The organism is Nocardiopsis codii (assembly GCF_036327455.1).
Lineage (GTDB): Bacteria > Actinomycetota > Actinomycetes > Streptosporangiales > Streptosporangiaceae > Nocardiopsis > Nocardiopsis codii.
On the sequence record NZ_JAUZMY010000023.1, the window covers coordinates 1 to 26919 of the forward strand.

A 26919-nucleotide genomic window follows, 5' to 3' on the forward strand; every position below is an offset into this window, starting at 1 on the left:
CGCTCGCCCGCGGTGGCGGGTCCGGAGCGCCCGTGCGGCACGGGGAGGGGTCGGCCCCGTCGGACGCCGGAACGCGGAGAGGCCCCCAGGGTGAACCTGGGGGCCTCTCGTCGGCCGCGGTGCCGCTCGTCCGGTTACAGGAAGTCGGACAGTTCCTTCTCCAGGAGCCGCTTCGGCTTGGCGCCGATGATCTGCTTGACGACCTCGCCGTCCTTGTAGAGGTTCATCGTCGGCAGCGACATGACGTTGTACGCGCGCGGCGTCTCGGGGTTCTGGTCGGTGTTGAGCTTGACGACCTCGATCTTGTCGCCGTACTCGTCCGCCAGCTTGTCCAGGACCGGGGCCATCTGCTTGCACGGGCCGCACCAGTCGGCCCAGAAGTCGACCAGGACGGGCTTGTCGCTGGCGAGGACCTCCTCCTTGAAGGTGGCGTCCGTGACGTGCTTGACAGTGGACATGGTTCTCCTTGGTTCACCTGGTGGCGGATGGCGGGGGGCGGAAGCCGGGCCCTCTCGGACGGGCCCGGGGGAGGGAGGCGTCAGTTGCCCTGCGCGGCGAGGAAGCGCTCGGCGTCCAGTGCGGCGGAGCAGCCCGTGCCGGCGGCCGTGATCGCCTGGCGGTACTGGTGGTCGACGACGTCGCCGCAGGCGAACACGCCCTCCAGGGTGGTCCGGGTGGACGGGAACTCCACCTTGACGTACCCCTCCTCGTCCAGCTCGATCTGCTTGTCGAACAGCTCGACGCGCGGGTCGTGGCCGATGGCGACGAACAGTCCGGTCACGTCGAGGGTGCTCGTCTCGCCGGACTTGTTGTTCAGGACACGGAGACCGGTGACGCGCTCCGTGCCGAGCACCTCGGTGACCTCCGAGTTCCACAGGAACCGGATCTTCTCGTTGGCCTCGGCGCGCTCGACCATGATGCGGCTCGCGCGCAGCTCCTCGCGGCGGTGGACCACGGTCACCGACGAGGCGAAGCGGGTGAGGAAGAGGGCCTCCTCCATGGCGGTGTCGCCGCCGCCGACCACCGCGATGTCCTGGTCGCGGAAGAAGAAGCCGTCGCAGGTGGCGCACCAGGAGGTGCCCCGGCCGGAGAGCTCCTTCTCACCGGGCACGCCCAGCTCGCGGTACCCGGACCCGGTGGCGAGGATGACCGTGTGCGCGAGGAAGGTCTCGCCGCCCGCGACGACCTCCTTGACCGGCTTGTCCAGGTTGACGGAGGTCACGTCCTCGGGGACCAGCTCGGCTCCGAAGCGCTCGGCCTGCTTGCGCAGGTTGTCCATGAGGTCCGGCCCCATGATGCCGTCGGGGAAGCCGGGGAAGTTCTCGACCTCGGTCGTGTTCATGAGGGCGCCGCCGGCGGTGATCGAACCCTCGAACACCAGCGGGCGCAGCTCGGCTCGGGCGGCGTACACGGCAGCGGTGTACCCCGCCGGTCCGGAACCGATGATGATGACATTGCGGACGTCACTCACGCTCGTAGGCCCTTCACACAGTCGCTGCCCTGGCCACGCGTCGTGACGTCAGGGGAAGATGGTTAGCACAACCGATGGTAGGTGCAGGGCATTCCCCTCCGGACATCCGCCCAGCTTACGGGGGCGGGGTATGCGGCACGGAGGCGGGGAGCCCCCGCGGACGCCGCTCAGGGGCCCTCCTGGCGGCCTTCCGGCGCCGCTCGGACCTTCGGGGTGAGCGCACCCGCCAGGAGCCCCACAGGGCGTTCGTGGCGGGTGCGGCGACCAGCGCGAGAGGGTGGGCGGGCGGCCCCGGGGGACCGCCCGCCCGTCACACGGGAACTCAGGGTTTCGGCACGCTCTCCTGGGCGAGCACGCTCCCGGAGGAGTCACCGCCCTGCGCGCAGACCGGGTCGACCACGTACACGTCGTACTCGTCGCCGTCGAGGGCGAACATGGCCCACGCCGGGGTCGTTCCGTCGCCGTAGTGGGCCTCGTCGACCAGGGTGAACCGGGTGTCGAGTTGCTCGCCGAGGAGTGCGGCGCACTCGTCCACCCCGGGCGGCGCGGTCTCCTCCGCCACCAGGGGTTCGGCGCCGCCGTCCTCCCGCGCCCCTCCCAGGGGGGAGAGGCCCAGGGTCAGGGACGCCTGCTCCTCGAGGTCCGTGCCGTTGTAGACGGTGCCGCTCCGCACCACCTGGGGCGTGTAGGCCTGCGCGATGTCGGGCGCGGCCTCCTCCTCGTCCTGCTGGAGGGGCGCCGCGACGCCGCCGGAACTGGCGCTCTCCTGCGCGGTCAGCCCGTTGAACAGGGCCGCGCCGCCGCCCGCGACGACCGCCGCCGCGGCGGCCACCATCATCAGCCGGGGCAGGTTGACACCGCCGAAGCCCCGCCGCCGACGCGGGAGCTGTGTGACCGTGGCGGGGGTGCCGAGGGGTGCGGGAACGGCGTCCGCCCCTCCGCCGCCCCCGGTCCGCTCGCGCGCCGCCTCGGCGATACGCCGGTCGAGGAGGTCGGCCACGTCCCGGGGCATCTCGGGAACGGGTGCGGCGGCCAGCGCCTCGGTGACCCCCGTGAGCTCTTCCAGGGTCGTCGCGCAGGTCGCGCAGGTCTCGATGTGGGATGCGACGGTGCGTTCCTCGCCGGGCTCCAGGAGCTCCTCGGCGAAGAAGGCGAGTGCCTCCACGTCTGGATGGGACGTCACGATGGGTTGGCACCTCCTCTCCCAGATGTGACGTCTCGGGGGTGCCGGGGGTTCCTCAGATGGGCCAGGGACGGAAGAAGTTTGGCGCGACCTCGGGCACACCGGCTCTTGACCGTTCCGGAGGCCACGTCGAGGATCTCCGCCGCCTCCTCCACGCGATAGCCGAGCATGTCCACGAGGGTCAGGGCCATCCGCTGGTCCAGCGGAAGGAGTTCCAGGGCGGCGTGCACGTCGAGCCGGGCCTCGGTCTGCGAGGCGTGGTCCGGGGAGCCGCCGGTCCGGCCCAGCCGCTCGTTGGCGACCACGTCCAGGGTGGCGTCCTCGGTGGGGGTGGCGGGGCGCACCTTGCGCCGCCGCAGCCGGTCGTGGCAGGCGTTCACTACGATCCGGTGCAGCCACGTGGTCACCTGGGACTCACCGCGGAACCGGTCGGCGGCGCGGAACGCCGACAGGAACGCGTCCTGGAGGGCGTCCGAGGCCTCCTCGGGGTCGCCCATCATCCGGACGGCGACAGCCCAGAGGCGCTCACGGTGGCGGCGAACCAGTACCCCGAACGCCTGTTCGTCACCCTGAGCGTGCCTCGTCAACAGCTCCCGGTCAGGAAGCTCCTGGACCGCGTCCATCAGCGCTGATCACATACCCCACTACTCGGTTCCGCGTACCTCGACCTCGTTGACGCTCCCACGGTAGTCCCCCCCGTTCTGGGGCAGGGTCGTGAACCAGACCAGGACGTACTGACCGTTGGCGGGTTCGTCGAGGACGACCTCCTGGGAGCCGCCACTGCCGCTGGCGACCACCTCGTAGTCGTCCTCCGAGTTCCCGTCCGCGTCGCCGACCCTGATCTCGAACTCGTATCCCTCACCGCCGAGGTCGAGGTCGACCGCGTGGATCTCATGGCTCGCGCCGAGCTGGAGCTGGAGGCCGACGCCGGGCTTGATGATGTCCAGCGGGTCCTGGTAGCCCTGGGTGTTCCAGGCGGTGCCGGTCTGGCCGTCCCAGGCCAGGGGCGAGCGTGCGCTGTGCTCGTCGGTGTCGCCGTGCGGGTTGAGGCCGCGCGAATCGACGATCTCCAGCGCGGTCGCCTCCGCGGCCTCGTTCGCCGCGTCGTCGGTGGAGTCCGCGCTGGGTGTCGCGGGGTCCTCGCCGGGCTGCATCATCGACCCCAGCCCCCAGGCGCCCACGACCACGGCGGCGAACAGCACGACCGCGACGACGCCGATGAGGATCCTCCGGGGCGACGTCCGGGAACGGGCCGCACGCTGGTCCATGCGGGAGGGGGCGGAGCGCTCCGCCCGGGGGGCGGAGGCGCTGTGTGACGTGGTGGCTCCGCGTGTCCCGTTGCCGTTGCGTGCGCTGCGGCGGGGGCCGGAACCGGTGGTGTCGAGCTCGCCCGTACGCCGGGAGGTTCCGGGTTCGGGGGGCGGCGAGGACTCCACGGGGGAGACGGGGAGCGGGATGAGCCGCGGCACCTCGGCCATGGCGGCGCAGAAGTCCGCCGGGGTGGTGATCGGCGGTCCGGGCACCATCTGGCCCGCGAGGTGGGGCAGGGCCGCGCGCGTGGTGATGGTGTTGAGGGGCTCGGTGACGCCCTGTCTGATCTGTCCGGGCGGGTAGGGGCCCGCCGTCCCTTGGGGGGCGCCGGGGAGACCGCTCTGCGGGCCGCCGGGCCAGTGCCCGGTGAGCGCCGCGTACAGGAGGTTGCCCAGCCCCTGGGCGTCGACCGCCCCGGGGTCGGCCACGTTGGCGCCGAGCAGAGCGGCGTCGACGCCGATGCCGGTGACCTTGACGGCCCCGCCGCTGCTCCACATGAGCTTGCTCGGGGTGAGGCACAGGTGGTGGAGGCCGCCGGCGTGCGCGGCGGCGATGGCCTCGGCGGCCTCGGCGACCAGGCCCGCGGCGCGCTCGGGCTCCATGGGGCCCTGGGAGAGGAGGTCGGCGAGGGAGGAGCCGATGACCCACTCCTCGACGACGTAGGGGACGGGGGTGGTGTCGTCGGCGTCGAAGACCTGGGTGACGCGGGCGTCGGGGATACGGCTCGTGGCCCTGGCCGCGCGTACGACCTCGGACGTGCGCGGGAAGCCCTCGGTGAAGGTCCACACCGCGACGGGCCGTGCGAGGGTCTCGTCGGTGGCCTTCCAACGGGTGGCCCCGCCGGTCTCACTCACCACTTGGTCGAGGCGGTACCGGTTGGCCAGCTTCGCCCCGGGTTCGATCAGGAAGGTGCTCATGTTGGGAGTGACGGACGCCAGTGCCGTGAGCTCCGCGCGCTCCTGCCGCACACGGGTCCCTGGGGACCGGAGCGGTGCGGGGTGTGCGCGAGGGGGTTATCGGCCCTGCCTGCTGTCCCCAGCCTCCCTTCGGGCAGCTCGGATGAACATTGCTGTAGCGGTAAAGCGATGCGTGTCCATGCTAGGACGCCTGAACAGCATCTTCGGAGGACAGGGGATACTCATTCACCTTCCGGGGCGTATCGGTGCTCGGCTACCCAACGTCATCCATTCCTGGTGATCAGCGGCGTCGCAACCGTGTTCTGAGCAAATCGAGGAAGGATGTGACTTCGGTCACATTCAGGAACTTCGCGGTAACAACGAACAGTACGGCACCGACGATGCCCCCGGCCAGCATCGCTGCGAGACCCGGCCACAGATCACCCGGCAGTCCCTGGAAGGCGTAGATCATCGCCAGGCCGAAGACCGCGGCGGGAACGGTGGCCGCGTGGAGCTTGAACAGCGTCGCCGCGGTGCGCCGCCCGTCCATGCCGTTGAGCCTGCGGTGGAGCAGATACCACATGATGACCGAGCCGACGATGTAGTAGAGACCGTACGGCACGGGCAGCCACACCACGACGTGTTGCGGTTCGACGACGAACAGCAGCGCGATCGCCGTCACCGCGTGCGCGATCTCGGAGGGGATCGACACCAGGGCGGGGGTCCGGGTGTCACCCAGCGCGTAGAACACGCGCATCTGGAGCTGGAACAGCGTGAACGGGATCAACATCACGCAGAAGACCATCAGGATGCGGCCGATCGCCGCCGCGTCGGACGCCGTCGTGCTCCCCTGCGCGTAGATCATCACGCAGAACGGGATGGCGAAGACGATCATCGCGACCGAGATCGGCACGATGAGCACCGACGAGAGCCGGAACCCGCGGGAGAAGTCGCTGCGCACCTGGTCCTTGCGCCCCGCCGCCACGTGCTCGCTCATCCGCGGCAGCAGCGCGGTGATCACGGACACCGCGATGATCGCGTACGGCAGCTGGAACAGCATCGACGCGAACTTGTACGCGGTGATGCCCGCCCCGGAGTCGAAGCCGAGCTCCGCCGCGCGCGTTCCCGCACGCGTCGCCACGTTGGTGGAGACGAGCGCGCCCAGTTGCGCGACCACGATGTAGAGCATCATCCACGAGGCGGCGCCGGCCGCCTCGCCCAGGCCCGAGCCGCGCAGGTCCAGGCGCGGCCGCCAGCGGAAGCCCGCCGCGGCCAGCGCCCACACCAGGACAGCGGCCTGGAGCACCTGGCCGACGGCCGTGCCCAGGCCGAGCAGCATCAGTTCGCCGGAGGTGATCGTCTCCGGGGTGCGCCCCGGGCCCGCGATCGAGATGAACCACAGGAGGATGCCGATGATGACGATGTTGTTGAGCACCGGCGCCCACATCGGGGCGCCGAACCGGTTGCGCGCGTTGAGCATCGCGCTGGCCAGGCCGCTCGCCCCGATGAAGAAGATCTGCGTCACCAGGTACCGGGCCATGACGACCGACACCTCGTACTGCGCGCCCGTGAACTCGCCGGCGTAGATCCGGATGAACCACTCCGCGACCAGGACCGACAGGAGCGTGATCACGAACAGGGCCAGCAGCATGAGGGTGACCAGGCGCTGCTCGGTCCTGTTCCCGCCGTCCGGGTCCAGCTTGCGCCGCTTCACCAGGAAGGGCACGAACACGCTGGCCAGCAACCCGCCGATGAGCAGGTCGTAGATCATGTACGGGACCATGCCGGCGGTCTGGTAGGCGTCGCCCAGCAGTTGGGTGCCGATCGCCGCGGCCAGGATGATGGTCCGGACGAACCCCGTGACACGGGAGACGATGGTGCCCAGCGCCATGACCGCGCTGGACTTGGCGATGTTGCCGGGGGCGGTGTGGGCACTGCCGCCGATCTCGTCGCCGTCCTCCAGGCGGTCGGCGGTTCCCACGTCGCCGATGTCGCTCGGATCGCGGTCGGTGCGGAGCCCGGTCTCGGGCACACCGTCCGGCTCGTCGCGCTCGTACGTGTCGAGCACGTCCTCCGGCATCACCATGTGGCGCCGGTGGTGCGTGCCCGGTTCCGCGGGCGCCCCGCTCGGCGCGGGGTCCTGCTCTCGGGCTTGATCGCTGGGCACCGTCGGGACGTCCTTATCTCGGTCGGGGTGCTTCGGGGGACCTTCGGCGGGATCAGAGCCGTGGCGCTACGGCATCAACGACGCAGGCGCCCGCGGATGAGTTCCACCGCCGCGCTCAGCTCCGGTACGCGCAGCAGTCGCGCGAAGCCGAGGAAGAGGAGCGCACCGAGGACGCACCCGGTGACCGGGGCCCCGATGTAGGTGGCCAGGCCGGGACCGACGTAGGCGTCGAAGAACCAGAGCACACCGAGGCCGGCCGCGATGCTCGGGACGACGGCCAGGTGCAAGCGCAACATTGTGCCAATGACGTGCTTTCCGTCAAGTCCGCCGATACGCCGACTCAGGACCAGTCCGGCGATGGTCAGACCGGACAGGAACGAGATCATGAAGCCCGAGGCCACTCCCACGACCACCAGGTTCGGCGGGAGCACCAGGTAGGAGACCAGGGCCAGCCCGCTGTGCACGGCCAGGTTGGCGGCGCCGATCATCGCGGGCGTGCGTGTGTCGCCCATGGCGAAGAACACGCGCAGCATGAGCTGGAAGACCGTGAACGGCACCAGGCCCAGCGACATGACCGCGAGGATCTGCCCGATGCTGGACGCGTCGTCGACCGAGATGGAACCGCGGGCGAAGGCAAGGACGGACAGCGGCTCCGCGAACATCGCCACCGCGAAGGCGGTCGGCACCAGCACGAACGCGGACACGCGCAGCGTCCGGGAGAAGTCCGAGCGGACGGCGTCCCAGTTCCGGTCGTCGGCGTGGGCGCTCATCCGGGGCAGCAGCACGGTGATGAGCGAGACCGCGATGATCGCGTACGGGAGCTGGAAGAGCTGGTACGCCAGGTTGTACGCGCTGATGCCCGCACCGACGTCGAGGCCCTCCTCGATGCTCGCCACGTTCGCGGCGTTGGCGATGTTGGTGGTGATCCACAGCCCGGCCTGCGTGAGCAGGGTGTAGAGCATCATCCACCCGGCGGTGCGGACCGCGTCGCCCAGCCCGGAGCCGCGCAGGTCCAGGCGGGGGCGCCAGCGGTAGCCGGTCCGGGAGAGGGCGACGAACAGCACGACCGCCTGGAGCAGCATGCCGCCCGCGGTGCCCGCGCCGAGCAGGGTGAGCTGGCCGTCGGTGACGGTCTCGGGGGTGCGCCCGGGGCCCGCGACCCACAGGAACACGGCCGCCACGGACATGATGACGACGTTGTTGAGGACCGGCGCCCACACGGCGGCGCCGAACTTGCCCCGGGTGTTGAGCATGGCGCTCAACAGGCCGCTCAGGCCCACGAAGAAGATCTGCGCGAGCAGGAACCTCGCCAGGTAGACGGACGCCTCGAACTGGACCGGTGTGAACCGGGACCCGTACATCCAGATGAGGAACTCGGCCGCCAGGATCGCCGCCGCGGTCAGGAGGAACAGCGCCAGGACCGTGGTGGTGAACAGGCGGTCCTCGGTGGCCTTGCCCCCGTCCGCGTCGTTCTTACGCCGCTTGACCAGGAACGGGATGATGACGCTGGCCATCAGCCCGCCGATGAGCAGGTCGTTGAGGATGAAGGGGATCGTGTGGGCCGTGTGGTAGGCGTCACCGAGGAGGTGGGTGCCGATGGCGGCGCCGAGCACGATGGTGCGGGCGAACCCGGTGAGCCGGGAGGCCATGGTGCCCACGGCCATGATCATGCTGGAGCGCATCATGCCGCCGGAGTCCGACCCGGAACCCGCCCCCGCGTCGGCGTCCGCCGCGTCCGAACCGGGGCCGTCCCCGGCCTTCGGCGCGGGGACGACGGCGGGCTCGGGCAGTTCGCCCTCCTCGAAGGAGGGCATGGGTCCGCCGCTGGGGCGGATCGTGCTCTCACCCGGGAGGGGGCCTTCGGGCTGGGGGGAACGGCGGTGTTTCCCGTTGCCGTTCGGAGAGTCGGTGACCACCGTGGATCAGGGTTCCTTTCGTCCGACTGGGGAGGGTCCGGCCGCGGCGCCGCGGTCCGGCGCCTGTCCGGTCGGGCCGGACACGCGGCTCGCCGCCGCGTGTGCCGACATGGAGACGTGCGGGTGTGTCGACATGGCGTCCTGTCGGTAAGGAGCCATGTCACCCATCGGTCCGTCCGGGCTCCGGGGTCACTTCCCGGAGCCGTCCGGGCCCCGCTCCGCGTCGTCCCGCTCGGGACTCGCGGCGGGGGGATCCTCGGGGCCCGAGGCGTCCCCGTCGTCCGGGCGGGACGCGGAGCCGGCGGAGTCACCGGGCGTCGAGGAGTCCCCGCCCCCGGCGTCCTCGCGGGGAGCGGAGTCCTGGGGTGCGTCCTCCGACGCGTCGGCGGCCTCACCGGTCGCGGCGCCGGTACCGTCCGGCTCGTCGCCGTCGCCGTCGCCGTCGCCGTCGCCGTCGCCGTCGCCGCCCGCGGACGCCGCGGCACCCGAGCGGGCCGCCTGCTTGCGCGCCCACTTGCGCAGGGCGCGGGGGGCCAGCGCGGCGACCAGGATCAGCAGGCCGATACCGCTGATCAGCAGCGCCTGTGTGCCCAGACCGGTGGCGTTCACCGGGATCACGGTGTCCTGCGTGCTGATCGGCTCGCCCGCGGAGTTGTGGAGGCTCACGGTCAGTTCCGTGCGGCCGTTGACCCGCGCCGACAGCGGGACGTAGACCGTGGTCTTCGCACCGGGGTCGATCTCGAAGAAGTCCGTGTACGAGCCGATGCTCAACCGCTCGGAGTTCTCGGAGAAGACCGACAGGCGCACGATGACGGCCTGGTCCTCCAGGTCGTTGGCCACCAGGACGCCGGTGGTGCCGGTCTGGCTGGCCAGGGTGACCGGCTCGCCCGGGATGACCCGCACGTCGCCCATGCGGCCCTGGACCGCATCCAGGACGAGGGACCGGGTCGCAGCCGCGAGGGCCTCCTCCTCCCGCCAGTACACGGACTCCAGGCGCAGCAGCGCGGGGCGGAACGGGTCGACGTCGCCCACCAGGACGCTGTTGAACAGGCGCACGTCCTTGTTGACGTCCTCGACCTGGCCCAGGTAGGTGGAGCTGAGCTCCTGCTCGGTCGCACGGTCCGGGTAGTCCAGGTTGCGCCGGGTGTCCTCGCGCTCGTCCGGGGCGGCCGGCTCGATCTCGTCCAGGTCCTCCGGGGACAGCCAGGGGAGGTCGTCGGAGGCGGCCAGCACGCCGTCGGCGAACTCCGGGCTGGGGTTCCAGCCCGGGCCCGGCGAGGCGACGACCACCCGGTCGCCGCCCGCGTTCTCACCGGCGATCATCGCGGTCTCGGCGGCGAAGCGCTGCAGCGCGAGGGCCGACTCGCCCGGCTCCCACGACGGCATGGACAGCACGTCGGAGAGGCCGGAGTCGGCCACCAGCGCGAACGGATCCTCGGCGGTCTCCTCGTCCGGAGCCGACAGCGGGGCCTGGGCGGTGGGGGTCGTGGACATCCAGGACGCTGGCGGCATGGCGCCCTCGTCCAACAGGAAGCGGGTGGAGCCGTGGGAGGCGAACAGCTCGTAGACGGAGTCGTCCATCAACCCCTCGGGCGGCAGGGCGAAGGCGCCGTCCGCCTCGAACGTCAGTGCGCGCAGGACCGCGTCCTGCCCGATCCGGATCGAGGCCCCGGCGTCGTCGCCCATGTCGTTGCGGAGCAGGGCGCTCAGATCGGGGTTGGCGTAGGGGGTCGCCACGACCGTGTCGCGGGCCAGCACCGCACGCGCCTCGCGCAGCCACACCTGGGCGGCCTCGTCGGCTCCGACCTCGCGCCGGACGGGGTCGGCGTCCGCCGGCACGTCGAGGACGTCCTCCAGGACCTCGTGCTCCTCACCCGCCATCCGGCGGATGTCGTCGAGGGTGCCGGGGTCCACCGCCCAGGTGACCGGCACGCCCTCGGTACGGGAGGGACGCGGCTCCTCCTCGGGAGCGTCCTCGTCCTCGCCGTCCTCCGGGGCCTCGCCGGCGTCCGGGTCCTCCTCGTCGCCGTTGCCCGAGCCCTCGGTCGCCTCCTCGGTGGGGACCGAGTCGGCGGTCTCCTCCGCGGTGGCCTCGTCCTCCTCCGCAGGGGAGGCCGCGGGGTCCCCGTCGAGGCCGAGCAGCTCGACCAGGTCCTCCTCGCCGACCTCGAAGTCCAGGGGGACCTGTGCGCCGGCGGCCAGCAGACGGCCCAGCCTGCCCTCCGCGCCGACGGAGGCGTGCAGGTCGTCACCGAGGAAGGTGTCGTCGTCGGCGCGCTGCGGCCGGTCCATCAGCGGCCACACCCACGCGATGTCGACGGAGGGGACGTCGTCGTCCCCGCCGCCCGTGTAGGGGAGGAAGGTGTACTGCGAGCCGAGGACGCCGCCGTCCGCGTCGACCGCCTCGACCACGAGCGGGTACACGCCGTACGACGTGAGGTCGAGGTCCTCGACCGGCACGCTCAGCGAGTACTCCTCGGAGGCGTCGGGCGGCAGGGCGGAGGTGACCTCCTCGTCCGGGCCGGAGGCGCTGGGCTGCCAGCCGTCCCCCGAGGCGAACTCGTCCAGCTCGTCGCGGTTGGTGAACGGGTGCCGGGAGTAGCGGACCCGCACCGTCACGTCGCGCACACTGTCCGCGGTGGTGTTGGTCACCTCGCCCGCGATCCGCAGGGTGCTGTCCTCGCGGATCACGTCCGGTGTGATGCGTTCGACGACGAGCGGCTCGACGGAGCCGTCGTCCTCGGGGTCCGCCAGCGCGGGTGAGTGCGCGGCCGGTATCGGGAGCAGCGCGGTGGTCATGGCCATGACCACCGTCGCGGAGGCAATTCGACGCAACGCTTGACCGGTTTCCTGATTCGGGTCCAGGTGGCCGTCCCGCCGGGGAACACGGTGAAGGGGCGGAGACGCTCGGGGTGCCCGCACGGCGCACACGGCGTACGCGGGTCGGGTGGACGCGAGATGACCGCGGTCCTACCACTCCACCCGAAGATACCGTCTTCCCTGTCCCGCGGGTCGGGGGAGGACCGTCGTGTGGTGCGCGGCGGGGGGCCACTCTTTCATCAAACGGGTGTGCTCCACCAGAGCCGACGCCGACCTGTGGACGGCTCGGCGTTCCCGGGAGCCGCGACGACGGCGATCGATTCGCAGTTTGGGCGGGGTGCCGCCTAATCTGCGTGGTGTGCCGAACACAGAGTTTTCGAGTGAGAACGACGCCGACCAGCGGCCGGACGCCGAGGCGGTCCCGACCACGGGATCGCTGGACGGTGTCCAGCGCGCGGCGATCACCGCGCTGGCGGAGACCGTCCAGCCGGTGTCGGACGAGCTCGGCGCCCACTTCGCGTCGCACGGCCAGGAGCTCGCCCTCGTCGGCGGCCCGGTCCGCGACGCGCTCCTCGGCAGGCGCTCCAACGACGTCGACCTGACCACCGACGCGGTTCCCTCGCGCATCCTGGAGCTCGTGGACGGCTGGGCCGACTCCGTGTGGACGGTCGGCATCGAGTTCGGCACGGTGGGCCTGCGGAAGAAGAACCACCAGCTGGAGATCACCACCTACCGCAGCGAGTCCTACTCGCCCAAGTCCCGCAAACCCGACGTGGCGTACGGCACGAACATCCACGACGACCTGCTGCGGCGCGACTTCACCGTCAACGCGATGGCGGTGCGGCTGCCCGGCCTGGAGTTCGTGGACCCCTTCGGCGGGCTCGCGGACCTGCGCGCCGGGGTGCTGCGCACGCCGGGGCGCCCCGAGGACTCCTTCAGCGACGATCCGCTGCGCATCATGCGCGCGGTGCGCTTCGCCGCGCAGCTCGGCTTCACGCTCGCGCCCGAGGTCGCCGAGGCGGCCCGTGACATGGCCGACCGCCTGTCCATCGTCTCCGCCGAGCGCGTCCGGGACGAGCTGACCAAGCTCATGGTCAGCCCCGACCCGCGCCGCGGCATCGAGCTGATGGTGGAACTGGGCATCGCCGAGTACGTGCTGCCGGAGATCCCCAAGCTCCGCCTGGAGATCGACGAGCACCACCGGCACAAGGACGTGTACGAGCACTCGCTCACCGTTCTCGACCAGGCCGTCGACCTGGAGCGGGAACGCGGCCACGAGCCGGACCTGGTGCTGCGCCTGGCCGCGCTGCTGCACGACGTCGGCAAGCCCAAGACGCGCGAGTTCGAGGGCGGGGGCCGGGTCACCTTCCACCACCACGAGGTGGTGGGGGCGTCGATGAGCCGCAAGAGGCTCACCGCCCTGCGGTTCCCCAAGGACGTCGTCTCCGACGTCTCCACCCTGGTCGGGCTGCACCTGCGCTTCCACGGGTACGGCAAGGGGGAGTGGACGGACTCCGCCGTGCGCCGCTACGCACGGGACGCGGGATCACAGCTGGAGCGGCTGCACATCCTCACCCGGGCCGACTGCACCACCCGCAACCGCCGCAAGGCGGCCACGCTGTCGAGGGCCTACGACGACATCGAACGGCGCATCGGGAAGCTGGCCGAGCAGGAGGAGTTGGACCGCATCCGGCCCGACCTGGACGGCAACGAGATCCAGGAGATCCTCGGGCTCTCGCCGGGGCCGGTCGTCGGCAAGGCGTACCGCTTCCTCCTGGAGCTGCGCCTGGAGAACGGGCCGATGAGCAAGGAGGAGGCGGCCGGGGAGCTGCGCACCTGGGCGGCCGAACACCTGTAGGTCGGGACGCCGGGCCGCCGTCAGCGGCCCGGCTTCACCGCGGTGACGGCCATCGCCATGCCGAACACCCGAAGCGGAGTGCCCTCCAGGCCGTCGGCCAGGGACTGGAGCCCCCGGGGGCGGCGGTCCAACGGCGGCATCACGTAGTCGATGGCGCGCACGCTCAGTCCCGCCGTGCGCAGCAGGCGGCCCATCTCCTGGGTGGTGAACGCGCGCGCGTCCGACATCCGCTCGTGCAGCGGGCGGACCCAGGGGAGGAACGGCGCCGTCAGGGCGGACCGGCGCCGATCGCCCCACAGCACGCCGTGGGTCTCGAACGGGAACCACCGGTTGGGCGTGGTGAGGGAGAACGCCCCGCCCGGCTTCAGCACGCGGTTGATCTCCGCGAGGCCGCGCTCCAGGTCCGCGAGGTGCTCCACCACCTCGAACGCCGTCACCCGGTCGAAGGTGTTGTTGTCGAAGGCCAGTGCCTCGGCGGACATCTTGTGGATGCCGATCCGGTCCTCGAACCCGGTGCCCGCGATCCTGTCCGCGAACGCGTTGAGCCTGGCGGGTTCGACGTCGATGGCGTCCACCCGCACGTAGCCCTGGGAGAGCTCCACGGTGTACGTGCCGTCTCCGCACCCCACGTCCAGCAGCCGGTCCCCGTAGACGGGCAGCTGCCGGGACACGGCCCCGATCCGCTTGGTCACCCCGCGCGCCCCGAAGGCGCTGGAGGGGTTCCCGAGGCCGAGTTCGCCGACCATGACGCACCACCCCTGTTTGTCGACAAGTCTTTCCCGGGACACTACAACAAGTAACTCAAAGGTCACGGAAAGAAGGGGAGGCGGGAGAGAGGCCCCGTTCGGGAGCCGCGAGCCACGGCCGGACCGGGCCGGAGCCGCTGTTCGGGACGGTGTGCCGCCCAGGTGGGGAGGGGTGTCTGCCGGGGTGGCGACCTGTCGACATGTCGCTCCGTCGCCACGTCGACGACCGAGGGAGCCGAGGGGGCGCCGTAGTGACTCCCGTCCTTGTCGCGCCAGGTGGGAGCCGGGAGACTGGAGCGGTGACGATCACCACCTGGTACCTGGAGTCCCACGACCCCGCCGACCTGCGCCCGGCGCGGGAGCCGGGGGCGGACCTGCGGTTCTCCCGGGCCGAGATGCCCAGCCCGCTGCTGAGCCGGTTCATGCACGGCGGCGAGGTCGGCGGGGACTGGGAGGGGAGCGACGGGCTCGGACTGTCGGCGGAGCAGTGGCGGGAGTGGGTGGACCACCCGGGCCGCGAGACCTGGGTCCTGTACGAGGGGGACACCCCGGCGGGCCACGCGGAGCTCGACGCCCAGCCCGACGGCGCGGTGGAGATCGCCTACCTCGGACTCGTGCCCGGTTTCCTCGGCAGGGGCATGGGCGGGCACATGCTCACCCTCGCCCTGGAGCGCGCCTGGGACCTGGCAGGACGCTGGCCGGACCGGGAGCCGACCCGGCGCGTGTGGCTGCACACGTGCTCCCTGGACGGCGAGCACGCGCTGGCCAACTACCTGGCCCGCGGACTGAGGGTCTACGAGGAGACCACGGAGCAGGGCTGACGGGGCTGCCGGGGAGCCCCGGGACGACATGTCGACAGCAGCAGGAGGAGGACCTGCCGGCGGAACCGGGGCCGAGGGCCGCGCGCAGACCGCCGAGGAGGTACACGCGCCCCGGAGTAGGGCGTGCCCGGGGCCGAGACGGCCCCGGGCACGCCCTGATCAGGGCTGTTACTCGCCCGCGATGAAGCGCTCGACCTTGTCGTGCGCCTCGGCGTCGCTGTACTGGACGGGCGGGGACTTCATGAAGTAGGAGGAGGGCTCCAGGATCGGGCCGCCGATCCCGCGGTCCTTGGCGATCTTCGCCGCGCGGACCGCGTCGATGATGATGCCCGCGGAGTTGGGGGAGTCCCAGACCTCCAGCTTGTACTCCAGGTTGAGGGGGACGTCGCCGAACGCGCGCCCCTCCAGCCGGATGTAGGCCCACTTGCGGTCGTCGAGCCACGGCACGTGGTCCGACGGGCCGATGTGCACGGACCCGGCCTTGAGCTCGTGGGGGATCTGCGAGGTGACGGACTGGGTCTTGGAGATCTTCTTGGACTCCAGGCGATCACGCTCCAACATGTTCTTGAAGTCCATGTTGCCGCCGAAGTTCAGCTGGTAGGTGCGGTCGACGATCACGCCCCGGTCCTCGAACAGCTTGGACAGCACGCGGTGGGTGATGGTCGCGCCGATCTGCGACTTGATGTCGTCGCCGATGATCGGCACGCCGGCCCGGGTGAACTTGTCGGCCCACTCGGGGTCGGACGCGATGAAGACCGGGAGGGCGTTGACGAAGGCGACGCCCGCGTCGATCGCGCACTGGGCGTAGAACTTGCCCGCGGCCTCGGAACCCACCGGGAGGTAGGACACGAGGACGTCGGCCTTGGTCGCCTTGAGGGCGGCGACCACGTCCACGGCGTCCTCGGGGGACTCCTGGATGATCTCGCGGTAGTACTTGCCGAGGCCGTCGTAGGTGGGGCCGCGCATGACGGTGACGCCGGTGGGCGGCACGTCGCAGATCTTGATGGTGTTGTTCTCGCTGGCCGTGATGGCGTCGGCCAGGTCGTGCCCGACCTTCTTGGCGTCCACGTCGAAGGCGGCGACGAACTCGATGTCACTCACGTGGTACGCGCCGAACTGCACATGCATGAGGCCGGGTACCCGGGACTCGGGGTTGGCGTCCTTGTAGTAGTGAACGCCCTGCACGAGCGATGCCGCACAGTTGCCGACGCCCACGACGGCTACACGTACCGAACCCATTGGTCCTTGCTCCTTCTTCTCCGCGAACATGGATTCCACAGCGCACGGCGACGGCCCCGCGCCGGAGGCGGTCCGGGGTTCGTCGTCCTGCGTTCGTCTTCCGTATGTGGTCAGCAGCGAACACGGCGTTTCTGTTCCCCCTGGGGCGGCCACCGGCTGCTGGGGGGAGAACGTGCATGTCTGGCTGTTTTGTTCAGCTATGACTCTATCTCCGCTCGCTCACGGGCCCGCATGGCGCACCGGGACACGGCCGCCCGCCGCCTTCCGGACCCCCTCCGTCCTGCGGGTATTCGGAGACACTGGGGGCAAAATCTCACACAGTCACCCCGACCTGCGCGGACGAACCCTCCGTCACGCAGCGCGTGTACGGCCGCCACGCCTACCGATGTTCGGTTCCCGGGCCCTGAACAGGGGGGACGGGCGGTTCCGTGTGGAACGTGGTCGGGCGTTCCATTACGCGCGATAGCCTCGCGCGTGGGTTGTGCTATACCGTTCCCTCGCTCTAACGTGACCTTTGATTTGCGTGCGTAGCCGGTAGAGCCCCCGGACGAAGCCCCGCCGCGGCGGCGTCCCGTCGGCGCAGAGCACCGACGAACGGGCAGTGCTCCCGCAGGCCAACGATCAGGAGGAAGAAGCGGCTAACGTCTTCGCGACCTGTTGAAAACCCCGAACCGCCTCTGGGCGTCCCTTTTATCAAGCCTTGAACGACCGGTGAAGAGGCGGACACGACCCCCCAGGGTCGCTTCGCCCAGGTCGCACGAGGAACAGGTCGCGGATCACCGATCCCCCAGGGGGACCGTCCCCCCGTTTCCACCAAGGAATCGTCAGGCCGACCGGCCGTGAGAGGCAATCGAGGACCCCACGTGAGTACCGAACGACGACGGAATGCCGACGGTGGCCGTCGCCGGGCCGAGGGCCCGGGCGACGGGCCACGAGGCGACGGCGGAAGGCGCAGGGCAGACGGCCCTCCGCCGGGCGACCAGGCCGGAGGCCGGCGTCGATCGGGCTCCGGAGGCGGCGCCCGCCGCGGAGACGGCGGAGCCGAGCGCCCCCGCCGCCCGCGCCCCCCCGAGAACGAGGCACGCTCCGAGGGCCAGGGCGGCCGCCGGAGAGCCGAGGGCGAGCGCCCGCGCCGCCCCGAGGGCGAGCGCCGACGCCCCGAGGACGGCGACCGCCCCCGGCGCCGTCCCGAAGGCGACCGCCCCCGCAGGCCGGAGGACGGCGACCGTCCCCGGCGCCGACCGGAGGGTGACCGCGGCGGACGCCCCGAGGGGCAGCGCCGCCGGCCCGACGACGAAGCGCGGTCCGGAGGACGGCGCAGGGCGGGGAACGGCCCCCGCGACCCCCGTGACCGGGACCGCGAGCACGGCTCGCGCTCGGAGGGGCGCCGCGCCGCAGGCCGGGGCACCCGCGCCGCGGCCGGTTCCGGCGGGCGCGGAGGCGGCGGCGGACGCCGCCGGTCCCGCGACGAGGAGCCGGACGACCGCCCCTGGTACAAGCGGTTCTTCGCCAAGGCGTGGAAGCCCGCGCTGGTGGCCTTCGGCCTGATGGTCATCGGCGGCGTGGGTGCCTTCGCGGTCCTGTACGCCCAGGCGCCCGACCGGGACGACCTCGACACCAGGGCCGAGAACGACATGTCGGCCACCCAGATCATGTGGGCGGCGGAGGGCGACGCGAACCCCGAGGTCGCGGTCACCACGGGCGACGTCACGCGCATCGCGGTCGACTACGAGGACATCCCGCCGGAGGTGATCGACGGCGTGCTCGCCGCCGAGCAGCGCACCTTCTTCGACGACCCCGGCATCAGCCTCACCGGTATCGGGCGCGCCATCCTCTCGCGCGGCGAGGCCGGCGGCGGTTCCACCATCACCCAGCAGATGGCCCGCAACTACTACAGCAACCTGGACTCGGACGACCGCATCGTCCGCAAGATCCGCGAGATCTTCATCTCCATCAAGCTCGGCCAGCAGCTGGAGCACGAGGAGATCCTCGAGGCCTACCTCAACTCGATCTACTTCGGCCGCGGCGCCTCGGGGATCGAGATGGCCTCCCAGCGCTACTTCGACAAGAGCGTGTCGGAGCTCAACGCCGAAGAGGGCGCCTTCCTGGGCCTCATCATCCAGATGCCCAGCAACTTCGAGGGCAACGAGATGGGGGACTGGACCAAGACGTACCTCGAGGACGAGCGCTGGCCCTACCTGCAGAACCAGCTCGCCCTCATGAACGAGGAGAACCCCGACCGCGGAATGCCGCGTGCCGAGGCCGAGGCGCTGCAGATCCCCGAACGGATCTCCTACGACCCGACGAGCGAGGTCGAACCGAAGTTCGGCTACGTGCGCAACGCCGTCATCCAGGAGATCACGGAGCGCTACTCGGACGCGGGCATCACCGACGCGACGATCGCCACCCAGGGCCTGGTCGTCGAGACCTCCCTCGACCCCGCGCTCATGGACGCGGCGACCGGCGCCTTCGACGTCCTCCCGGGCACCCCCGACGACACCATGCTGGGCCTGACCGCGGTCGACCCCGCAACGGGACAGATCGTCGCCTTCCACGGCGGCCCTGACGTGTCCGCCGTCGTCAACAACTCGCTGGAGCACCGCACGCAGGCGGGGTCGTCCTACAAGCCCTACGTGCTCGCCACCGCGCTCAGCAACGACATCAGCCTCCGGAGCATGTTCGACGGCGACTCGCCGCAGGAGTTCCCGGAGCTGGAGAGCCCGGTGCAGAACGCGAACGGGGTCAGCCACGGGCCCGTCGACCTGATCAGGTCCACCGCGGACTCCGTCAACACCCCGTTCGTGGAGATCACCTCCCGGCTGGGCGCCGCGGCGGTGGACGAGACCGCGGTCGCCGCCGGGGTGGACGAGGACCAGATCACGACCTCCGTCCAGGGCCCCCTCGTCGCGCTGGGCACCCACCAGGTGACCGCCCTCGACCAGGCCTCCGCCTACGCCACCTTCGCGGCGGGCGGACTCCACCGGCCGGCGCACATGGTCACCGAGCTGAGGCGCGCGGACGGCACTGTCGTCGAACCCAACGACGCGACCGAGATCGAGCAGGGCACCCAGGTGGTGTCCTCCGAGGTCGCGGCCGACGTCACCTACGCCATGACCCAGGTGGTCGAGGCGGGCGGTGGCACCAACGCGGCGCTCCCCGACGGTCGCCCTGTCGCCGGCAAGACCGGTACCTCCAGCAACGCGGTCTCCGCGTGGTTTGTGGGCTACACACCCCAGCTCGTCGCGGCGGTCGGGCTCAGTCGAGGGGACGCCAACCTCTCACTGGAGTTCGAGGGCCAGCCGCAGGACGAGATCTTCGGTGGCAGCACCTCGGCGAACGTGTGGAAGGAGTTCATGACCACGGCCGTGGAGGGCATGCCCGTCGAGCAGTTCCCGCAGCCCGCCTACGTCGGCGCGGACCAGAGCTTCCTGCCCACGCCGAGCCCGAGCGACGAGCCCAGCGAGGAGGAGAGCGAGGAGCCGTCGGACGAGCCCTCCGAGGACCCCCCGTGCGACCCGTCGGCCATCGACGAGAACAACCCGAACTGCGAGGACGTGGAGCCCTCGCCGGAGTGCGAGCGGTGGGACTGGGAGTGCCAGAACGGGGAGAACCCCGACCTCCCGGAGGAGTGCAACGGCCCGAACCCGCCGGAGAACTGCCAGGAGACCCCCGGCCCCGGCGACGACCCGAGCGGGGAGGACAACTTCCCCTGGGGCCGGAGCAACACCACCGAGAACAACCGCATGATCGTTCTCGGCCGGGACGAGTGACCCGGTCCCGCCTCGGCGGGACGGCCGGATGACGGGGCCGGTGCGCGGATACTCCGCGCACCGGCCCTCTTGCGTGTCGGGCCGTCCACAGGCATCACCGGTGGTACGCGGCGACTGGTAACCTTGGGGGCTGTATGGCTCAGAGTCCGTGGGACGCCCGCCGACGACGGCGCGGAACGGAACGCGGACTCCTGCCCTCCTGCCATGGAGATTCCATGGCCGCAACAGTCCAGAGGAGGAACGTACGCCTATGCGTCGTTACGAAATCATGGTCATCCTCGACCCGAACCTCGACGAGCGCACCGTCGCCCCGTCGCTGGAGAACTTCCTGGGCGTCGTGCGCAACGACGGCGGCTCGGTCGAGAAGGTCGACATCTGGGGCAAGCGTCGTCTCGCCTACGACATCGACAAGAACCCCGAGGGCATCTATGCGGTCATCGACCTGACGGCCACGCCCGCCACGGTCAAGGAGCTCGACCGCCAGCTCGGTCTCGCCGAGGCCGTGCTGCGCACCAAGGTCCTCCGGCCCGAGGTCCACTAGGACGGCGTTGCCCGTACCCCCTCACCCCTGGATATCCGTCCCGTTCTGTCAGTACCGGCGCGGATGATCAGGGGAGCAGGCGAAACCGCCTGAACCGACTACCTCGAACCGGAGCCCATCCATGGCAGGCGAAACCCAGATCACGCTCGTCGGCAACCTCGTCGACGACCCTGAGCTGCGCTTCACGCCCAGTGGAGCCGCGGTCGCCAACTTCCGTGTGGCCTCGACGCCTCGCACCTTCGACAAGCAGTCGGGGGAGTGGAAGGACGGCGAGTCCATGTTCCTCACCTGCACTGTCTGGCGGCAGTACGCGGAGAACGTGGCCGAGAGCCTTCAGCGGGGCATGCGCGTCATCGTGCAGGGCCGGCTGAAGCAGCGCTCGTACGAGACCCAGCAGGGTGAGAAGCGGACCGTCTTCGAGATCGACGTCGAGGAGGTCGGCCCGGCACTGCGCAGCGCCACCGCGAAGGTGACCAAGACGCAGCGCCAGGGTGGCGGCGGCTTCGGCGGCGGCAACGGTGGCGGTGGCGGCGGTTTCGGTGGCGGTCAGCCCCAGCAGGGTGGTGGCGGCTACGGGAACCAGGGTGGCGGGTTCGGCGGGGCGCAGGGCGGCGGAGGCCGCAGCGGTCCGCCGGCCGACGACCCGTGGGCGACCAACGGTGGCGGCGGTGGCGGCGGGTTCGGTGGCGGCGGCGGAGGCGGTTTCTCCGACGAGCCCCCGTTCTAGCGACACCCCGCACCACGTAACACACGACCCGGTGCCCCAGGGCACCGTGTCACCTTTCCATCCATAGACCATCCCCGGGAGGACCCCGGGGCTCTTGCGAAGGAGCACCACGATGGCGAAGCCGGCAGCGCGCAAGCCCAAGAAGAAGGTTTGCCTCTTCTGCCAGGAGAAGCAGTCCTACATCGATTACAAGGACACCACGCTTCTCCGCAAGTTCATCTCCGAGCGTGGCAAGATCCGTGCCCGCCGCGTCACTGGTAACTGCACCCAGCACCAGCGTGACGTCGCGACCGCGATCAAGAACGCGCGCGAGGTGGCCCTGCTGCCCTACACCAGCACCGCTCGCTAGCGGCGATATCCGAGGGAGGTTTTTGTCGTGAAGCTGATTTTGACCCACGAGGTCAACGGTCTCGGAGCCCCCGGCGATGTCGTCGAGGTGAAGAACGGTTACGGTCGCAACTACCTGCTGCCCCGCGGGTTCGCCATTCGGTGGACGCGCGGCGGTCAGAAGCAGATCGACCTGATCCAGCGCGCGCGTTCCGCGCGTGACATCCGCACCCTGGACGAGGCCAAGCAGGTCGCGGGCCAGGTCGGTGCTCTCACCGTGCGCCTCAAGCAGCGCGCCGGCGAGGGTGGTCGTCTGTTCGGTTCGGTCACGCCCGCGGACATCGTCGACGCCGTCAAGGCGACCGGCGGTCCCGAGCTGGACAAGCGCCGTATCGAGGTCAAGAACCCGATCAAGTCCGTCGGCAGCCACAAGGTCCAGGTCCGCCTGCACCCCGAGGTCTCCGCGACGATCAAGCTGGACGTCGTCGGTTCCTGATTCCAGGCACCGGACGCGTCAGGGCCCCGCCTCTCCTCGGAGAGGCGGGGCCCCGCTTTTTTCGGGGTGTGTGCCGGTGGGGGCGGTGTGTGCTTTCGCGGTGTGGAAGCGTCCTGACACGCCGCGTCACCGAAAGCAATGCTTTGACTACTGTTTGTAACCTATCGTGTTGTCTGTGTTGGTGTCGCATAGCGCGGCGCCCCGCGCGGAGAGGACGACGACCGATGGCCGTAGAGAGAACGACCGATCCGGACCGACACCCGCTGGTGGACCGTAGGACACTCCTGCGCGGAACCGCCCTCGCCGCCGGGGGCGTGCTCCTCGGCGGGATGATGGGGGTCGCCCCGGCCGGGGTGGCCTCCGCAGCCGCGAAGCCCAAGGTGTACACGCGCGCGGACTGGAGCGCGAGACCGCCCAAGAACAAGATCGAGCTGCTGTCCAAGGGCCCCACCCACATCGTGGTGCACCACACCGCGACGGGCAACACCTCCGACACCTCGGCGGCGCACGCCGCCTCGCTGTCCCGGTCCATCCAGCGATATCACATGGACAGCAACGGGTGGAGCGACACCGGACAGCAGCTCACCATCAGCCGGGGCGGGCACATCATGGAGGGCCGGGACCTGTCCCTCCAGGCGATCGGCGACGGCAAGCACGTGGTCGGCGCGCACACCGCCAACCACAACTCGCACACCATCGGGATCGAGAACGAGGGGACGTACTCCTCGGAGACCCCGCCCAAGGCGCTGATGGGCTCCCTGGTCGACACCTGCGCGTGGCTGTGCCTGGTGTACCAGCTGGACCCGGCGGAGGCGATCGTCGGCCACCGGGACTACAACTCCACGAGCTGCCCCGGGGACGAGCTCTACTCGATGCTTCCCCAGCTGCGGAAGGACGTGGCGAGCAGTGTGCGCAAGCAGCTCACCCACCTGAGCCAGGTCACCGGGGCGGAGCTGACCCTGGAGGAGCTGCCGACGTATCCGAGGGTTCCGCAGGCCGAGCGGGCGGTGCCGTACTACCACGGCCCCGCCGTCGGCGACCTCGACGCGTCCCCGTGACCTGAGGGAGCGTCAACCCTGCCCTGCCCCTCAGGAGAGCCGCCCCGTCCCCCGGGGCGGCTGCTCCGTCTCCGGCACCGGACGGGCCCCGGGGCGGGGGACAGCTCGGCGGGATGAAGGGGTCGGAGGACCCACCGGCCCGGCTGCGTGCGACCGACACCCGGGCGTGGAGGGAGGGGCCCGCAGTGGCTGTCCTCCCTCCCCCGAAACGTCGACATCCCGACAGGCCGACTCGGGGACTGGTCGACTCGGGGACTGGTCGACTCGTCCACAGGTCGATCCGGGGAGAGGCCGACTCGTCGACAGGTCGACATGGCGAGGGGCCGACTCGTCCCCAGGTCGACCTGTCCGCTCGGGGCGGTCTCGTACGTTCCGGGCCCGGGCCGGGGCACAACGCCTGCCGTAGCGAGGCCCGCGGCTGCCGTCCCGCTACGGTCGCGTCGCCCCGGTGACCAGCCAGGCCGTACCTCGCGCCCGCGAGCCCAGGGTGACCGCGCGCGCGAGGATCCACACCGTGAAAGCGATCCACAACCCCACGAGCCCCCACAGGGAGTTCTCCGCCAGCCGGGGGATCACCAGGGCGCACGGCACGAACGCCGCCATCGTCCACAGTGACGCCCACGCCAGGTAGCGCTGGTCGCCCGCCCCCATCAACACGCCGTCCAGCACCATGGTCACGCCGCTCAGCGGCTGCATGAGCGCGACCACCACCAGCGTGGCCATGATGAGGGCGCGCACCTCGGGGTCGGACGTGAAGGGGATCGGCGCCCACGGCAGCACCATGAACACCAGCACCATGAAGACCACGCCCAACATCACCCCCCACTCCACCATGCGGCGAGTGGCGTCCTTCGTGCCGCGCACGTCCCCTGCGCCCAGATAACGCCCCACGATGGACTGCCCGGCGATGGCGATCGCGTCCATCGCGAACACCAGCAGGGCCCAGATGTTGTAGCTCACCTGGTGTGCGGCGATCGACTCGTCGCCCAGACGAGCGGCCACCGCGGTGGTCATCAGCGCGACCACGCGCATCGACACGCTGCGCAGGAACAGGGCGAACCCGGCCGACGCGGAGGCCCGCAGCCCCGCCGCGGTCGGTGCGAGGGAGACCCCCTCGCGCCGGGCGGCACGGGAGATCGCCGCCACGTACCAGAACGCCCCCGCGCCCTGCGCGAGCACCGTCGACCAGGCCGAGCCCGCGATGCCCCAGTCCAGGACGAGCACGAACACCACGCACAGCACCGCGTTGCCGGCGTAGGAGGCGACAGCGACCACCAGCGGGGTCCGCGCGTCCTGGAGCCCCCGGAGCACACCGGTGCCCGCCATGATGATCAGTAGGAAGGGCGTGCTGAGCAGGCTGATCCGCAGATAGGTCAGCGCGTACGGCGCGATCTCGGGTGAGGCGCCCAACACGTCGACCATCAGCGGGCCCAGCGGCCAGCCGATCGCGATGGCCGCGAAGCCCAGAAGGATCGCGAGCCACAGCCCGTCCACACCGTCGCGGATGCCGCCCGCGACGTCGCCCGCGCCGAACCGGCGGGAGACCGCCGCCGTCGTGCCGTACGCCAGGAAGATGCAGACGGCCACCAGGGTCAGGAGGACCTGCCCGGCCACACCCAGCCCTCCCAGCGCCTGCGTGCCCAGGGTTCCGACGACCGCGGCGTCGGTGAGCAGGAACAGGGGCTCGCTGATGAGTGCGAAGAACGTGGGGACCGCCAGGGCGAAGATCTCGCGGTCGTGGCGGTGCCGGAAGGGGGCGGCCGAGAGCAGTTTTGGCATGACCAAGCCACAGTATCGGACAGGCGTTCTAGACGGGTGTGGAGTTATCCACACCCGCCCGGAAGCCTGTGGATAACCTGTGGAAACACTCCCTGTGAGGCATCTTGCACGACCCGTCTGCGCACAGTGTTTTCGCAGCTCAATGTCCCTGTGTGAGGGGCGTGGCAAAGTTATCCACAGGTGATGTGCACAACCTGTCTCCGGAATGCCCCGCAGTGGCGGGAGATCGTGGTAAACGCTCCGTCCACAGGCGCCGCCCACGGCGTCCCCAGCGCTCGCGATGGGGCATCCTGGGAGGGTCGGCCTGTTCGGGCGGACGGAGTACGGTCCTGGGGAGAGCGTTCGTGAGTGTCGCTGAGCAGCCACCTGAAGAAGGCGGATACGAGCGCACCCCACCCCACGACATCCAGGCCGAACAGAGCGTGCTCGGCGGCATGCTCCTCTCCAAGGACGCCATCACCCAGGTCGTCGAGATCATCCGCTCGGCGGACTTCTACCGCCCCGCGCACCAGATCATCTACGACAGCGTCGTCGACCTCTTCTCGCGCGGCGAGCCCGTGGACGCCATCTCGGTCAACGCCGAGCTCACCAAGCGCGGCGAGGCCACCCGCGTCGGCGGCGCCCTCTACCTCCACACCCTCACCGAGGCCATCCCGACCGCGGCCAACGCCGGCTACTACGCCAAGATCGTCTCCGACCGTGCGGTCCTGCGCCGCCTCGTCGAGGTCGGCACCCGCATCGCGCAGATCGGCTACGCGGGCGACGGCGAGGTGGACGACCTCGTCGACCACGCCCAGGCCGAGATCTACAAGGTCGCGGAGAAGCGGACCGGCGAGGACTACGTGGTCCTCGCCGACATCATGCCGGGCGCCCTCGACGAGATCGAGGCGATCGGCGCCCGCGACGGCACCCTGACCGGCGTGCCCACCGGCTTCGCCGACTTCGACGCCCTCACCAACGGCCTCCACCCCGGGCAGATGATCATCATCGCCGCCCGCCCCGCTGTCGGAAAGTCCACCCTGGCCCTGGACTTCGCGCGCGCGGCGTCGATCAAGAACGACATGGCCTCGGTCTTCTTCAGCCTGGAGATGGGCCGGAACGAGATCGTCATGCGCCTGCTGTCCGCGGAGGCCCGCGTGCCCCTGCACACGATGCGCTCCGGCCTGATGACCGACGAGGACTGGGCCAGGCTGGCCAGGCGCATGGGCGAGGTCGCCAACGCGCCCCTGTTCATCGACGACTCCCCCAACATGTCGATGATGGAGATCCGGGCCAAGTGCCGCAGGCTCAAACAGCAGCACGACCTCAAGCTGGTCATCGTCGACTACCTCCAGCTGATGAGCTCGCCCGGCCGGGTGGAGAGCCGCCAACAGGAGGTCTCGGAGATGTCCCGGTCCCTCAAGCTCCTGGCCAAGGAGCTGGAGGTCCCCGTCGTGGCGCTCTCCCAGCTGAACCGTGGCCCCGAGCAGCGCACCGACAAGCGGCCCCAGGTCTCCGACCTGCGTGAGTCCGGGTCGATCGAGCAGGACGCCGACATGGTGATCCTGCTCTACCGCGAGGACGTGCACGACAAGGAGTCCCCGCGGGCCGGCGAGGCCGACATCATCGTGGCCAAGCACCGTAACGGCCCCACGGCGGACGTGACCGTGGCCTTCCAGGGTCACTACAGCCGGTTCGTCGACATGGCGCCCGGGTAGCCGAGCGCGCTCACGTCGGACGGGCGGGGCTTCGGGGGCGTGCGCCAGGCGCGAGGAGGCGCCCGCGAGGCGCGGCCCGCGGTGTCCTCCGGGGCG

General features: G+C 70.7%; 20 protein-coding genes. 9 read left to right on the forward strand and 11 right to left on the reverse strand.

The window, feature by feature from the left end:
• Positions 1–134 precede the first annotated feature (134 nt).
• The 8 genes from trxA to Q8791_RS21460 form a co-directional block, all read right to left on the reverse strand.
• Complete coding sequence (trxA, locus tag Q8791_RS21425; RefSeq protein ID WP_330093555.1) at positions 135–458, reverse strand: thioredoxin; 324 nt, start codon at positions 456–458, stop codon at positions 135–137.
• A gap of 80 nt (positions 459–538) precedes the next feature.
• Positions 539–1471, reverse strand: a complete 933-nt coding sequence (gene trxB / locus Q8791_RS21430; RefSeq protein ID WP_330093556.1) for a thioredoxin-disulfide reductase — start codon at positions 1469–1471, stop codon at positions 539–541.
• Between the two features lie 322 nt (positions 1472–1793).
• Entirely contained in the window at positions 1794–2654 is an 861-nt protein-coding gene (locus Q8791_RS21435) for an anti-sigma factor family protein (RefSeq protein ID WP_330093557.1), read from the reverse strand.
• The gene (gene sigM / locus Q8791_RS21440) at positions 2651–3277 is read right to left on the reverse strand and encodes an RNA polymerase sigma factor SigM (protein ID WP_330093558.1); all 627 of its coding nucleotides are present in this window, start codon (positions 3275–3277) and stop codon (positions 2651–2653) included. The genes Q8791_RS21435 and sigM overlap by 4 nt, the downstream gene beginning before the upstream one ends.
• A gap of 21 nt (positions 3278–3298) precedes the next feature.
• On the reverse strand, positions 3299–4882 hold the full coding sequence (locus Q8791_RS21445; protein WP_330093559.1) for a protein kinase family protein: 1584 nt from the start codon (positions 4880–4882) through the stop codon (positions 3299–3301).
• A 280-nt stretch (positions 4883–5162) separates the two neighbouring features.
• Positions 5163–6947 carry a murein biosynthesis integral membrane protein MurJ gene (gene murJ / locus Q8791_RS21450; RefSeq protein ID WP_330093650.1) on the reverse strand — a complete coding sequence of 595 codons (1785 nt, stop codon included), beginning with the start codon at positions 6945–6947 and terminating at the stop codon, positions 5163–5165.
• A gap of 155 nt (positions 6948–7102) precedes the next feature.
• On the reverse strand, positions 7103–8944 hold the full coding sequence (murJ, locus tag Q8791_RS21455) for a murein biosynthesis integral membrane protein MurJ (protein ID WP_330093560.1): 1842 nt from the start codon (positions 8942–8944) through the stop codon (positions 7103–7105).
• A 189-nt stretch (positions 8945–9133) separates the two neighbouring features.
• Positions 9134–11755, reverse strand: a complete 2622-nt coding sequence (locus Q8791_RS21460) for a DUF6049 family protein (protein ID WP_330093651.1) — start codon at positions 11753–11755, stop codon at positions 9134–9136.
• Positions 11756–12122: 367 nt separating this feature from the next.
• Here Q8791_RS21460 and Q8791_RS21465 point away from each other — a divergent pair, with 367 nt between their 5' ends.
• Positions 12123–13622, forward strand: a complete 1500-nt coding sequence (locus Q8791_RS21465) for a CCA tRNA nucleotidyltransferase (protein ID WP_330093561.1) — start codon at positions 12123–12125, stop codon at positions 13620–13622.
• Between the two features lie 20 nt (positions 13623–13642).
• On the opposite strand, the gene Q8791_RS21470 is transcribed toward Q8791_RS21465, so the two are convergent.
• A complete protein-coding gene (locus Q8791_RS21470; RefSeq protein WP_330093562.1) occupies positions 13643–14368 on the reverse strand; it encodes a class I SAM-dependent methyltransferase in 726 nt (241 codons plus the stop codon).
• Positions 14369–14667: 299 nt separating this feature from the next.
• On the opposite strand from Q8791_RS21470, the gene Q8791_RS21475 reads away from it, so the two are divergent.
• Positions 14668–15189, forward strand: coding sequence for a GNAT family N-acetyltransferase (locus tag Q8791_RS21475; protein WP_330093563.1), 522 nt, complete (start codon positions 14668–14670; stop codon positions 15187–15189).
• A 168-nt stretch (positions 15190–15357) separates the two neighbouring features.
• Here Q8791_RS21475 and Q8791_RS21480 read toward each other — a convergent pair whose 3' ends face one another.
• A complete protein-coding gene (locus Q8791_RS21480; RefSeq protein WP_330093564.1) occupies positions 15358–16428 on the reverse strand; it encodes an inositol-3-phosphate synthase in 1071 nt (356 codons plus the stop codon).
• Positions 16429–17291: 863 nt separating this feature from the next.
• Between Q8791_RS21480 and Q8791_RS21485 the strand changes: the two genes are divergently transcribed.
• The 6 genes from Q8791_RS21485 (at position 17292) to Q8791_RS21510 (ending at position 23347) form a co-directional block, all read left to right on the forward strand.
• Positions 17292–20198 carry a transglycosylase domain-containing protein gene (locus tag Q8791_RS21485; protein WP_330093565.1) on the forward strand — a complete coding sequence of 969 codons (2907 nt, stop codon included), beginning with the start codon at positions 17292–17294 and terminating at the stop codon, positions 20196–20198.
• 250 nt (positions 20199–20448) lie between these two features.
• A complete protein-coding gene (rpsF, locus tag Q8791_RS21490; protein WP_267947333.1) occupies positions 20449–20739 on the forward strand; it encodes a 30S ribosomal protein S6 in 291 nt (96 codons plus the stop codon).
• A 121-nt stretch (positions 20740–20860) separates the two neighbouring features.
• Positions 20861–21466, forward strand: coding sequence for a single-stranded DNA-binding protein (locus Q8791_RS21495; protein ID WP_330093566.1), 606 nt, complete (start codon positions 20861–20863; stop codon positions 21464–21466).
• Positions 21467–21578: 112 nt separating this feature from the next.
• Positions 21579–21815 carry a 30S ribosomal protein S18 gene (gene rpsR, locus Q8791_RS21500; protein ID WP_013155832.1) on the forward strand — a complete coding sequence of 79 codons (237 nt, stop codon included), beginning with the start codon at positions 21579–21581 and terminating at the stop codon, positions 21813–21815.
• Positions 21816–21842: 27 nt separating this feature from the next.
• Positions 21843–22289 (forward strand): 50S ribosomal protein L9, encoded by a 447-nt coding sequence (gene rplI, locus Q8791_RS21505; RefSeq protein WP_330093567.1) that lies wholly within the window; start codon positions 21843–21845, stop codon positions 22287–22289.
• 224 nt (positions 22290–22513) lie between these two features.
• A complete protein-coding gene (locus Q8791_RS21510) occupies positions 22514–23347 on the forward strand; it encodes a peptidoglycan recognition protein family protein (RefSeq protein WP_330093568.1) in 834 nt (277 codons plus the stop codon).
• A gap of 429 nt (positions 23348–23776) precedes the next feature.
• On the opposite strand, the gene Q8791_RS21515 is transcribed toward Q8791_RS21510, so the two are convergent.
• Entirely contained in the window at positions 23777–25126 is a 1350-nt protein-coding gene (locus Q8791_RS21515) for an MATE family efflux transporter (RefSeq protein ID WP_330093569.1), read from the reverse strand.
• A gap of 344 nt (positions 25127–25470) precedes the next feature.
• On the opposite strand from Q8791_RS21515, the gene dnaB reads away from it, so the two are divergent.
• Positions 25471–26823: a replicative DNA helicase gene (dnaB, locus tag Q8791_RS21520; RefSeq protein ID WP_330093570.1), complete on the forward strand. Its 1353-nt coding sequence runs from the start codon at positions 25471–25473 to the stop codon at positions 26821–26823.
• Positions 26824–26919: the final 96 nt, after the last annotated feature.

Coding starts and splice junctions, on each gene's coding strand:
- trxA (WP_330093555.1), bottom strand. CDS start 458: ATGTCCACTGTCAAGCACGTCACGGACGCCACCTTCAAGGAGGAGGTC.
- sigM (WP_330093558.1), bottom strand. CDS start 3,277: ATGGACGCGGTCCAGGAGCTTCCTGACCGGGAGCTGTTGACGAGGCAC.
- Q8791_RS21445 (WP_330093559.1), bottom strand. CDS start 4,882: ATGAGCACCTTCCTGATCGAACCCGGGGCGAAGCTGGCCAACCGGTAC.
- murJ (WP_330093650.1), bottom strand. CDS start 6,947: ATGGTGATGCCGGAGGACGTGCTCGACACGTACGAGCGCGACGAGCCG.
- Q8791_RS21470 (WP_330093562.1), bottom strand. CDS start 14,368: ATGGTCGGCGAACTCGGCCTCGGGAACCCCTCCAGCGCCTTCGGGGCG.
- Q8791_RS21480 (WP_330093564.1), bottom strand. CDS start 16,428: ATGGGTTCGGTACGTGTAGCCGTCGTGGGCGTCGGCAACTGTGCGGCA.
- rpsF (WP_267947333.1), top strand. CDS start 20,449: ATGCGTCGTTACGAAATCATGGTCATCCTCGACCCGAACCTCGACGAG.
- Q8791_RS21495 (WP_330093566.1), top strand. CDS start 20,861: ATGGCAGGCGAAACCCAGATCACGCTCGTCGGCAACCTCGTCGACGAC.
- rpsR (WP_013155832.1), top strand. CDS start 21,579: ATGGCGAAGCCGGCAGCGCGCAAGCCCAAGAAGAAGGTTTGCCTCTTC.
- Q8791_RS21510 (WP_330093568.1), top strand. CDS start 22,514: ATGGCCGTAGAGAGAACGACCGATCCGGACCGACACCCGCTGGTGGAC.
- Q8791_RS21515 (WP_330093569.1), bottom strand. CDS start 25,126: ATGCCAAAACTGCTCTCGGCCGCCCCCTTCCGGCACCGCCACGACCGC.